At 71.8% G+C, this 10940-nt stretch carries 12 protein-coding genes and 2 pseudogenes; 10 read left to right on the top strand and 4 right to left on the bottom strand.

The genetic code is table 11. The features are described from left to right. The first annotated feature begins 10 nt into the window (after positions 1-10). Together CW359_RS03055 and CW359_RS03050 are read left to right on the top strand one after the other, a co-directional pair. On the top strand, positions 11-205 hold the full coding sequence (locus tag CW359_RS03055; protein ID WP_105968095.1) for a hypothetical protein: 195 nt from the start codon (positions 11-13) through the stop codon (positions 203-205). Positions 206-214: 9 nt separating this feature from the next. Next, positions 215-426 (top strand): annotated as a pseudogene (locus CW359_RS03050) (2-oxo acid dehydrogenase subunit E2); the annotation flags it as partial. Positions 427-432: 6 nt separating this feature from the next. Here the strand turns inward: CW359_RS03050 and CW359_RS03045 are convergent. The 3 genes and pseudogenes from CW359_RS03045 to CW359_RS03035 form a co-directional block, all read right to left on the bottom strand. Next, positions 433-1449 carry a zinc-dependent alcohol dehydrogenase gene (locus tag CW359_RS03045; protein ID WP_105968094.1) on the bottom strand — a complete coding sequence of 339 codons (1017 nt, stop codon included), beginning with the start codon at positions 1447-1449 and terminating at the stop codon, positions 433-435. Positions 1450-1463: 14 nt separating this feature from the next. Continuing rightward, a pseudogene (locus CW359_RS03040) lies at positions 1464-2323 on the bottom strand (fumarylacetoacetate hydrolase family protein). 56 nt (positions 2324-2379) lie between these two features. Continuing rightward, complete coding sequence (locus CW359_RS03035; RefSeq protein WP_105968093.1) at positions 2380-3210, bottom strand: IclR family transcriptional regulator; 831 nt, start codon at positions 3208-3210, stop codon at positions 2380-2382. A gap of 49 nt (positions 3211-3259) precedes the next feature. On the opposite strand from CW359_RS03035, the gene CW359_RS03030 reads away from it, so the two are divergent. The 8 genes from CW359_RS03030 to CW359_RS02995 all read left to right on the top strand — a co-directional run bounded on the left by CW359_RS03030 (position 3260) and on the right by CW359_RS02995 (position 10110). Then, complete coding sequence (locus CW359_RS03030; RefSeq protein WP_105968092.1) at positions 3260-4972, top strand: IlvD/Edd family dehydratase; 1713 nt, start codon at positions 3260-3262, stop codon at positions 4970-4972. Continuing rightward, on the top strand, positions 4959-5708 hold the full coding sequence (locus tag CW359_RS03025) for an SDR family NAD(P)-dependent oxidoreductase (RefSeq protein WP_232838184.1): 750 nt from the start codon (positions 4959-4961) through the stop codon (positions 5706-5708). The genes CW359_RS03030 and CW359_RS03025 overlap by 14 nt, the downstream gene beginning before the upstream one ends. Before the next feature lie 83 nt (positions 5709-5791). After that, the gene (gene paaA / locus CW359_RS03020) at positions 5792-6790 is read left to right on the top strand and encodes a 1,2-phenylacetyl-CoA epoxidase subunit PaaA (protein ID WP_105968091.1); all 999 of its coding nucleotides are present in this window, start codon (positions 5792-5794) and stop codon (positions 6788-6790) included. Further along, the gene (gene paaB, locus CW359_RS03015; RefSeq protein ID WP_105968090.1) at positions 6787-7086 is read left to right on the top strand and encodes a 1,2-phenylacetyl-CoA epoxidase subunit PaaB; all 300 of its coding nucleotides are present in this window, start codon (positions 6787-6789) and stop codon (positions 7084-7086) included. Before paaA ends, paaB begins: the two co-directional genes overlap by 4 nt. Before the next feature lie 30 nt (positions 7087-7116). Next, entirely contained in the window at positions 7117-7965 is an 849-nt protein-coding gene (gene paaC, locus CW359_RS03010; protein WP_105968089.1) for a 1,2-phenylacetyl-CoA epoxidase subunit PaaC, read from the top strand. Next, on the top strand, positions 7959-8477 hold the full coding sequence (paaD, locus tag CW359_RS03005) for a 1,2-phenylacetyl-CoA epoxidase subunit PaaD (protein WP_105968088.1): 519 nt from the start codon (positions 7959-7961) through the stop codon (positions 8475-8477). Before paaC ends, paaD begins: the two co-directional genes overlap by 7 nt. Further along, on the top strand, positions 8477-9607 hold the full coding sequence (gene paaE, locus CW359_RS03000) for a 1,2-phenylacetyl-CoA epoxidase subunit PaaE (RefSeq protein ID WP_105968087.1): 1131 nt from the start codon (positions 8477-8479) through the stop codon (positions 9605-9607). The genes paaD and paaE overlap by 1 nt, the downstream gene beginning before the upstream one ends. A gap of 80 nt (positions 9608-9687) precedes the next feature. Continuing rightward, positions 9688-10110 (top strand): four-helix bundle copper-binding protein, encoded by a 423-nt coding sequence (locus CW359_RS02995; RefSeq protein ID WP_105968086.1) that lies wholly within the window; start codon positions 9688-9690, stop codon positions 10108-10110. A gap of 40 nt (positions 10111-10150) precedes the next feature. On the opposite strand, the gene CW359_RS02990 is transcribed toward CW359_RS02995, so the two are convergent. Then, a complete protein-coding gene (locus CW359_RS02990; RefSeq protein ID WP_105968085.1) occupies positions 10151-10792 on the bottom strand; it encodes a histidine phosphatase family protein in 642 nt (213 codons plus the stop codon). Positions 10793-10940 lie beyond the last annotated feature (148 nt).

Below are 10940 nucleotides of genomic sequence, written 5' to 3'. Positions count from 1 at the left end.
GGGCCTCCGCGTGTCGGCGGAGGTCCGTCCGGTCGAGGAAGAGGGCCCGGTGGAGCATGGCCCGGACGCGGCCGTTGAGCTGCTCGCGGGGGACGACGCCGTTGTCCGCCATAGCTCCGCCCGCCATGGGGAAGGCCGGCATCAGGTCCTGGACGCCGACGTCCGGACGGACGAGCTGCCGCGAGGTGAGAAGCCCCTGGCCTGAGCGGCGAGCACCTTCACCCTCAACGACTACGGAGTGCTCGGCGTCGACGGTGCCATCTCGAACGCCCCTGGGTCGAGGTGTGCAAGGTGGCCCATCTGACCCTGACCTTCGACCACCGCGTCTGCGACGGCGGCACGGCGGTCGGTTTCCTCCGTCACGTCATCGAAGGCATCACCGATATCACTGATATCGCCGAATCCGCCGAGATCGCGGCACCCTGAACCCCGTTACCTCAGGCGCGGGTCCACATGGAACTTCGGTCCCGGACCCGCGCCCGCCGGACGGTCACCCGAGAGGACGGCACCCACCTGATCCAGACCCACCGTCGCGGCGACCAACGGCCTCGGATCGACCGAACCCTCGGCGTACGCACGGATGGTGGCGTCGAGACCGGGGGAGGCGGACAGCACGCCGACCGCGCTGACGTCCTTGAGGACGAGTGTGCGCGTGTCTATGCGGCTCGGTGCGCCGGACAGGCCGATGTAGACCACATGGCCCGCCGGTTCGACCAACTGCAGCGCCAGGTCAGGTAGATGGGCCGCGTTGGAGGCGTCCACGACGGCGTCGTACGGCAGCTCCGGGAGGGAGTCCTCCCGCCACGCGTGCTCGAAGCCCAGCTCGCGGGCGAAGGCGAGTGAGCCGTCGGTCGCACCCATCAGGTGGACCTCCGCACCGGCGGCTCGGGCGAACATCGCGACCAGTAGCCCGATCGTTCCAGGGCCCAGCACCAACACCCGGTCCCCGGGCCGGAGTTCGGCGGCCTGGGTGGCGCGCAGGGCGTTGCCCCCGGGCTCGACCAGTGCGCCGAGGACCGAGTCGACGGCGTCGGGCAGGGCGTGCAACGAGGAGGCGGGTACCGCGAGTTGTTCGGCCAGCGCACCGGCCCGGCCGCCCCGGATGCCTACCTCCTGCCGCTGCTCGCACACGTGTTGCGCACCCCGTCGGCAACGGCGGCACACACCGCAGCCGAGCATGGTGTCGCCCATGACCCGGCGGCCGATCCACCCGGGGTCGACACCGTCGCCGACCGACGACACCCGGCCCGCCCACTCGTGGCCGAGGCGCATCGGATAGGAGGAGTGGCCCTGGTGGAGATAGGCCATCGCCCCGGTGTGGAACTCCATGTCGGTACCGCACACGCCGACCCGCTCCACGTCCACGACCGCCTCGCCGGGGGCGGCCACCGGGACGGGGACCTCCTGGACCTCGTACTTCCCGGGGGCCGTCAGGACGAACGCGCGCATCGGGCCACGGGCGTTCACCGTGGGCCGAGCACGCGCTGGCGCTGGGTGCCGAGGCGGGTGATGCCGAGTTCCATGACGTCGTCCGGACGGAGATACACGGGCGGCTTGAGGCCCATGCCGACGCCGGGCGTGGTACCGGTGTTGATCAGGTCGCCGGGTTCCAGGACCAGGAACTGGCTGAGGTAGTGCACGATGAAATACGGGTCGAAGATCATCGTCTTGGTGTTGCCGGTCTGCCGGCGGACACCGTTCACATCGAGCCACATGTCGAGCGCGAGGACGTCGTCGATCTCGTCGGTGGTGGCCAGCCAGGGGCCCGCCGGGTTGAAGGTCTCGGCGGACTTGCCCTTCGCCCACTGCCCGCCCCGCTCCAACTGGAAGGCGCGCTCGCTCACGTCGTTGACGACCACGTACCCGGCGATGGCGTCCCGTGCCTCCTCGACCGAGTCGAGATAGCTCGTACGACGGCCGATCACGATGCCCAGCTCCACCTCCCAGTCGGTCTTGGCGGACCCGCGCGGGATAGGACGTCGTCGTTCGGGCCGACGAGGGTGTTGGGCGACTTGGTGAACAGGATCGGCTCGTCCGGCACCGCCATGCCGCTCTCGGCCGCGTGGTCACGGTAGTTGAGCCCGATGCACAGGATCTGGTGCGGGCGGGCGATCGGTGCGCCGATCCGCTCCCCGGCGAACCGGGACACCTGACCGGCCGCCGTCCGCTCGGCCACCACCGGGCGGACGCGGTCGAGACCGCCCGACCCGAAGAACGCCTCGTCGAACTCGGTGACGGTGTCGGACAGATCGACGTACGTCTCGTCGTCGATCCGGGCGACGGGCTTCTCGGCGCCTGCGGCACCTATGCGCATGAGATACACGGGGTCAGTCTCCAGTTCGACCGGCGGGACGGTGTGGACGGGGTTGTGCTGGTGGCTCAGCCGTACGGCTCGCCCAAGGGGCCGAGCAGCTCCCGGATCTCCGCCACCGCCTCGACCAAAGTGGCCAGCGGTGTCCGGTACGTGAGCGCGCTGACGCTCACGGCGCCCGAAGGGGTCGTCGGGGAGGTCGCGTACACGGGCAGGGCGAGGCAGTTGACGCCCGGCTCGTTCTCCTGGTCGTCCACGGCGTACCCCCGGTCGCGGGTGGCCCGCAGGTCGCCGTACAGGTCGGCGGCCGTGCACAGGGTCCGGGGTGTGCGGGGGACGAGCGGCGAATCGCCGATCCAGGCCTCGACCTGCGCGGCCGTCGTCAACCGGTGGGCGAGCAGGGCCTTTCCGACGCCGGTGGCGTGCGCGGGGTTCCGGCCGCCCACCGTCGAGGTCAGCCGGACGGCGCCGTCCGGCGGGTCGACCTTGGCGCGGTAGACGACCTCAAGGCCGTCGAGGACCGCGTAGTGCGCCGTCTCGCCGAACCGCTCGGCCAGCGCGTCGAGGACGGGCCGTACCCGGACATGCTCCGGGCGGGCCTCGTGATGCGCGAAGGCCATCCGCAGGAACTCGTCCCCGAGGACGTAACGACCGCGGGCACCCTGGTCGACCAGCCCGGCCCGGCGCAGGGCGCCCAGCGCGCGGTGCACGGTCGGCTTGGGGCTGCCGACCACCCGGGTCAGCTCCTCAAGGCCCACGCCGTCGGGATACCGCGCAAGCTCCTTGAGGACGGCGAGCACCCGGTCGGAGCCCACCAGCCGCGCCGCGTCGCCTTCGCCCCCGGCGACTTCCTCCGGCACGGGGGCTGACGTGGCCTCGTACATCTGTCTATGCTCCATCAGGTTCCGAAGGGTAGACCACCGTACCAATTGCTGGAAAGGGTCGCCGGTGAAGCTTCGCAGCGCACAGTGGTACGAGGGGCAGGGGCGCAACGCCTATATCCACCGGGCCTGGATGCGCCGGGGCACACCGGACGACGCCTTCACCGGCCGCCCGCAGATCGCCATCGCCAACACCGCCTCCGACCTCACGCCCTGCAACGCGCACCTCAACGAGGTCGCGGCCTCGGTCCGCAACGGCGTGTACGAGGCCGGGGGCATCCCGCTGGACCTGCCCGTGGTGTCACTCGGCGAGACCCAGGTCCGGCCGACGGCCATGCTCTGGCGGAACATGGCGGCGATGGCCACAGAGGAGATGCTGCGGGCCAACCCGATCGACGGCGTCGTCCTGCTGGGCGGCTGCGACAAGACGATCCCCTCGCTGCTCATGGCCGCGGCCTCGGTGGACCTGCCCGCGGTGGTCGTCCCCGGCGGGCCGATGCTGACCGGGACCTTCCGGGGTACGCCGCTGGGCTGCGGCACCGACGTGTGGCGGCTGTCGGAGGAGGTGCGGGCCGGGACGCTGTCCCAGGAGCAGTTCACCCGCTCCGAGTCGGCGATGATCCGCAGCCGGGGGCACTGCAACACCATGGGCACCGCCTCGACGATGGCCCTGGTCGCTGAGGCGCTGGGCACGATCGTGCCGGGGGTCGCGGGCATCCCGGCGCCCGACAGCCGCCTGCTGGAGGCCGCCCACGGCACGGGCAGGCTGGCGGTGGACATGGTCGCCGCCGACCGCCGGCCGGGCACCTTCCTGACCAAGGCGTCCTTCCACAACGCGATCGTCGCCCTGGCCGCCATCGGCGGATCGAGCAATGCCGTCGTGCACCTGCTGGCCATCGCCGGACGCCTGGGTATCGAACTGTCGCTCGACGACTTCGACCGGATCGGCTCCCGCGTACCCGTCCTGGTCGACCTCCAGCCCGCGGGCCGCTTCCTCATGGAGGACTTCCACCGCGCCGGAGGCCTGTCGGCCGTCCTGCGCGAGGTCCGCGACCTGCTCGATCCCGACGCGCTCACCGTCACCGGGGAGCCCCTGGTGAACCATCTCGACGACGCGCCCATCTGGGACGCCGAGGTCATCCGCACCCGCGAGAAACCGCTCGTCGCCGAGGGCGGCATCGCGGTCCTGCGCGGCAACCTCGCCCCCGACGGAGCGCTGATCAAGCCTGCGGCGGCCTCCGCGCACCTGCTGCGGCACCGGGGCCGGGCGGTCGTCTTCGACTCGATCGAGGACTTCCACGCCCGTATCGACGACCCGGACCTCGACGTGGACGCCGACTCCGTACTCGTCCTGCGCGGCTGCGGCCCCAAGGGCTACCCGGGCATGCCCGAGGTCTCCAACATGCCGCTGCCCAAGAAACTGCTCGAACAGGGCGTCCGCGACATGGTCCGCGTCTGCGACGGCCGCATGAGCGGCACCGCGTACGGCACCGTCGTCCTCCACGTCGCCCCGGAGGCGGCGGCAGGTGGCCCGCTCGCCCTCGTCCGCACCGGCGACGTCATCGACCTGGACGTCGAGGCCCGGCGCCTGGATGTCGACGTACCCGCCGAGGAACTCGCCCGCAGGACCCCGAACGAGGCCACGCTGACCGGCTACGCCAACCCCAGGCGCGGCTGGGAACGCCTGTACGTCGACCACGTACAGCAGGCCGACACCGGCGCCGACCTGGACTTTCTCATCGGGTCCAGCGGCTCGGAGGTGAGCCGTGAATCCCACTGACGCACACCCCGGGAGGGACGGGGGCGGGGCGATCATCAGATCGGCCCTCGTCACCGGCGGCGCGAGCGGACTCGGCGCGGCCACCGCCGCACGGCTGCGGGCCGAAGGCGTCGAGGTGACGACCCTCGACCTCGCCCCGCAGGGCGCCGGCGGCCACACCGGCAGCCAGGCCGACGTGCACGCCGATGTCACCGACGAGGAGGCGCTGCGCCGGATCGCCGCCGAGATCGGACCGGTGGATGTCCTGGTCAACTCGGCGGGCATCGTCGGACCGAACAAACCGCTCACCGAGACCACCACCGAGGAGTGGCGCCGGGTGCTGGACGTCAACGTCCTGGGCACCGTCAACACGATGCGGATCTTCGTTCCCGGGATGCGGGAGCGCGGCTGGGGCCGGGTGGTCAACCTCGCCAGCATCGCCGGTAAGGACGGCAATCCCCGTCTCTCGGCGTACTCCGCGTCCAAGGCGGCCGTGATCGCCCTGACCAAGTCGGCAGGCAAGGAGCTGGCCACCAGCGGTGTCCTGGTCAACGTGATCGCGCCCGCGGTCATCGCCACGCCCATGAACGCCGACACGGCGCCCGAGGTGCTGGACCGTCTCACCGGGCTCATCCCGATGCACCGGACCGGCCGCCCGGAAGAGGTGGCCGAACTGGTCGCCTTCCTGGCCTCCGACCGCGTCAGCTTCTCCACCGGCGCGGTCTACGACATCAGCGGCGGACGCGCCACCTACTGACGGTCTCCGCGACGGCTTGTGCGGGCGCGAAAAATTCGTCACACTGGGTACCGAACGAATGGTCGGTTGGGGAGCGGGTATCGATGACGACGACACACTCCGCCGCCTCGGACGCGGGCGGTGCCGGGCAGGCGGCCGAGGAGCCGCTCGCGGAGCACTTCGAGGTGACGATCGCGCGGGACCGCCGGATCGAGCCGCGCGACTGGATGCCCGAGGGCTACCGGAAGACGCTGGTCAGGCAGATCGCCCAGCACGCCCACTCGGAGATCATCGGCATGCAGCCGGAGGGCGAGTGGATCACCCGCGCGCCCTCGCTGCGCCGCAAGGCGATCCTCTTCGCCAAGGTCCAGGACGAGGCCGGACACGGGCTGTATCTGTACTCGGCCGCCGAAACACTGGGCGCCGACCGCGCGGACCTCACCGAGCGGCTCATCGAGGGCCGCCAGAAGTACTCGTCGATCTTCAACTACCCGACGCTGAGCTTCGCCGACGTCGGCGTGATCGGCTGGTTCGTCGACGGCGCCGCGATCTGCAACCAGGTCCCGCTGTGCCGGTCGTCGTACGGGCCGTACGCGCGCGCGATGGTGCGGATCTGCAAGGAGGAGTCCTTCCACCAGCGCCAGGGCTACGAACTGCTGATGACGATGATGCGCGGTACGACTGCGCAGCGGGAGATGGTCCAGGACGCCGTCGACCGCTGGTGGTGGCCCTCCCTGATGATGTTCGGCCCGCCCGACGACGCCTCGCCCAACTCCGCGCAGTCCATGGCCTGGAAGATCAAGCGGCACACCAACGACGAACTCCGTCAGCGCTTCGTCGACATGACCGTCCCGCAGGCCGACAAACTCGGTGTGACCCTGCCCGACCCGGAGCTGCGCTGGAACGAGGAGCGTGGCCACCACGACTTCGGCACCCCGGACTGGGCCGAGCTGATGCGCGTCATCAAGGGCGGCGGCCCCTGCAACACCGAACGGATCACTCGGCGCCGGACCGCCCACGAGGAGGGCGCCTGGGTCCGCGAGGCGGCCACCGCACACGCTGCCAAGCAGCACGAGCGTGCCACGAAGGAGTCAACCGCATGAGCGACAGAACGTCTTCGAACGAGTGGCCGCTGTACGAGGTGTTCGTCCGCGGCAAGCGCGGCCTGAACCACGTCCACGTGGGCTCGCTGCACGCGGCCGACCACCGGATGGCCCTCACCCACGCGCGCGACCTGTACACCCGGCGCAACGAAGGGGTGAGCATCTGGGTGGTGCGCTCCGAGCACATAGCCGCCTCCTCGCGCGACGAGAAGGACCCGTTCTTCGAGCCGAGCGCCGACAAGGTCTACCGCCACCCGACCTTCTACGACATCCCCGACGACGTCCCGCACATCTAGCCCGAGGACCAGAGGAAAGGAGCAGCGGACATGAGCGACAGCGCGCACGACGACGACCACGTCTATCTCTCCCTCGCCGAGGGCCACGACGACGGCAGCGACGCCCGCTGGGCCTTCGGCACCGGGTTCGAGGACCCGCTGCACGGCGTCGACACGACCGTGCCCGAGGGCGTGGACCCCGTCGAACTGGCCGCGACCTGCGTCGAACTCGCCGACGACGCACTGGTGTCGGCCCAGCGGCTCGCCGAGTGGTGCACCCGCGCCCCCGAGCTGGAGGAGGAGGTCGCGCTCGCCAACATCGGCCTCGACCTGCTCGGCCAGGCCCGGCTGCTCTACGCGCGCGCGGGTCAGGTCGACGGCACCGGGCGCGGCGAGGACGCGTACGCCTACTTCCGGGACGCCGACGACTTCCGCAACGTGACCCTGGCCGAACTGCCCATCGGGGACTTCGCGTTCTCCGTCGCGCGGCTCCTGGTGCTGTCCAGCTGGCGCCTCGCCCACTTCGAACGGCTCGCCGCGCACCAGGACCCCGTGCTCGCCGCGATCGCCGCGAAGGGCGCCAAGGAGCTGACGTACCACCGCCAGTACGCCGCCGAATGGGCCGTCCGCCTCGGCGACGGCACCGAGGAGTCCCGGCGGCGCATGCGCACGGCCTTCGACCAAGTGACCCCGAATCTCGACGAGTTGTTCACGGCGTACGACGTCCGGAGCGAGGTCGTCGAGGTGTTGCGGCAGGTCACGGAGGCCGCCGGGCTGACCCTGCCGCCGGTGCCGCCGGCGCCCGGCGCCGGGCGCGACGGACGGCACACCGGGCATCTGGTGCCGCTGCTCGCCGAGTTGCAGAGCGTGGCCCGCGCCCACCCGGAGGCGACATGGTGAGCGTCACCGCGACAGCGGCCGAGGACGTCCGGCGGGCCCTGAGCATCGCCGAGCGGGTGCCCGACCCCGAGCTGCCCATGCTGACCCTCGCCGACCTCGGCGTCCTGCGCGGCGTGGAGGTCACCGGCGACGGCACGGTGGTGGCAAGCCTGACCCCGACCTACTCCGGCTGCCCGGCGATGGCCGAGATGCGCGCCGGAGTCGCCACCCGGCTGCGCGCGGCGGGGTACGCGCGCGTGGAGATCCGTACCGTCCTCGACCCGCCCTGGACCAGCGACTGGATCACCCCGGAGGGCCGCCGCAAGCTCACCGAACACGGCATCGCCCCGCCCGCAGCCGCCCCCCGCGGCCCGGTCACCCTCTCGCTGCTGCCCACCCGGCGCACAGTCCCCTGCCCCCGCTGCGGCTCGGCGGACACCGAGGAGACCTCCCGGTTCGCCGCCACGTCCTGCAAGGCCCTGTGGCGCTGCCGTGCCTGCCGCGAGCCGTTCGAGTACGTCAAGGAGATCTGATGGCCGCGACCGTCTCCCCGAGCACCCAGGCCCCGGCGGCCGGTGGCGCCACTCCGGCCACCGCCCGCCGCCGCCCGGTCTTCCACGCCCTGAAGGTCGCCGACGTACGACGGCTGTGCGCGGACGCCGTCACCGTCGGCTTCGAGGTGCCGGACGCCCTGGCCGCCGAGTACGCCTTCGCACCCGGGCAGTCCCTCACCCTGCGCCGCGAGTTCGAGGGGCGTGAGGAGCGGCGGTCGTACTCGATCTGCGCCCCCGTCGGCGAGCAGCCGCGGATCGGCGTACGGGTGGTGCCCGGCGGCCTGTTCTCGTCCTGGCTGGTCGACGAGGTGCGCCCGGGTGACGTCCTCGACGTGATGACCCCGACCGGCGCCTTCACCCCCGACCTGACCGCCCCCGGCCGGCACGTCCTGATCGCCGCCGGTTCCGGCATCACTCCGATGATGTCGATCGCCGAGTCGGTCCTCGCCGCCGACGACCGCTCACAGGTCACCCTCCTGTACGGCAACCGGCGTACGGACACCGTGATGTTCGCCGACGAACTCGCGGACCTGAAGGACCTGTACCGTACGCGCTTCCAGCTGGGCCACGTACTGTCACGCGAACCGCGCGAGGCCGAGCTGCTCTCCGGCCGCCTGGACGCCGAACGGCTCGCCGCGCTGCTCGCCGGCCTCGTCGACGTCCCCGGCACCGACCACTGGTGGCTGTGCGGACCGCACGGCATGGTCCGCGACGCCCAGCGGCTGCTGACCGGGCTCGGAGTGCCCGCGAACCGGGTTCACCAGGAACTCTTCTACGCCGACGACCAGCAGCTCCGCCAGGTCCAGCACACGGACGCCGTGCTGGAGGGCCCGGTCAGCCGCGTCACGATCACCCTCGACGGCCGCTCCACCACGACCGCGCTGTCCCGGGAGTCGACCGTCCTGGACGGCGCCGCGCGCACCCGCCCCGACCTGCCGTTCGCCTGCAAGGGCGGCGTCTGCGGCACCTGCCGGGCCCTGGTCACCTCGGGCGAGGCCGACATGCGCCGCAACTACGCCCTCGAACCCGCCGAGGTCGATGCGGGCTACGTCCTGACCTGCCAGTCGTTCCCCGTCTCGGAGACCCTGACCGTCGACTACGACAGCTGACCGCAAGAGCGCGGCCGGGGTTTGACGGGCCCGGCTGCGGCAACCCGTTCGAAGTGACCCCTACGACCGAGACCACACATATGTCTTCGTCCTCAGCCTCGTCCGCGCCTTCGCAGGAGGAACTCTTCCGGTTCCTGGAGGACCGGTTCGTCTGCGCCCAGGCCTGCACGGAGTGCGCACGGACGTCCGCGCTGCGCGCGAGCTTCGTCGACCCGGACGGGTCCACGGACGACGCCCTGGTACGCCGTAAGGGCATCCTGTGCGCGGAGGTGTGCGACGCGACCTGCCGACTGCTCTCCGAACAGGCGCCCCAGGACGAGGCCGCGCTCCGCGTCCAGCTGGAGTGGTGCCGCACGGTCTGCCTGGAGACCGCCCAGCTCCTCGACGACCACCTCGGGGCCGGGGACGCGGCCAAGGCCTGCCGCGAGTGCGCACAGGCATGCGCGGACTTCGTACGGACGCTGGCGGCGCCGGCCCCCGGGCAGGAGCGGGACGCGGCCTGAGGAACCGCCGGGCCGCCACTGCCCAACAACCCGAGCGCCTCTACTCCGCGCCCTGCTCCTCGGGCTCCTTGGCCGCATTGGGCGCGTTGGGCTCATCGTGCTCCCCGTGCGAAGCGACGAGCTGCCGCCCCACCCGCAGATTCCAGCGCCCCGTCCGACCGCTCACCTCCGTGACCGTCAGCGGCGGCACGTCGACCCGCCAGAACGCCGACTCGGGCGCCCCCAGCACCCGTACCGTCACCGCCCGTACGACCTCCGGCTCGACGACAGCGACGGACCGGCCGGTGACCTGGGCGGCCGTGTCGTCCAGCCAGCGCGCCACCCGGTCGCACAGCGTGCCGACCGACTCGCCGCCATGCGGGGCCGACAGGGGGTCCGTCAGCCACCGGGCCAGCCCCTCCGGGTCCTTCTCCGTCACCTCGGCCAGGGTCGCACCGCGCCAACGGCCCGCGTCCAGAGCGGCCGGACCCGGCTCCGGACCGGCGTCGAGGCCCAGTGCCGCCGCCGTCTCCCGGCAGCGCACGGTGGGGGAGACCCACACCCGGGAGACCGGCGGCAGCGTCCCCGCCGCCGCCCGGGCGAGCCGCAGCCCCGACGCGTCCAGCGGGCAGTCGTCGTCGAAACGGGCCTCCCGCAGGGCCGCGCTGATCGCCGGTGAGATCAACAGCACTCGGCTCGTCATCCGCTCGCTCCCACGTTCGTCCTCGGCCTCCGGTCGCGCCACTGTATGCGCCGAGCGCCGGCCATGAACGCCCCCGCAGGGGCGCGGGGAACCGTGCGACCTGCCCGCGTATCCGTCCACGCACCGCCATTCCCAATTTCTGGAACAC

Source organism: Streptomyces geranii (assembly GCF_002954775.1).
GTDB lineage: Bacteria > Actinomycetota > Actinomycetes > Streptomycetales > Streptomycetaceae > Streptomyces > Streptomyces geranii.
The sequence above is the reverse complement of the archived record's forward strand: the minus strand, read 5'-3'. Positions and strand labels throughout refer to the sequence as shown.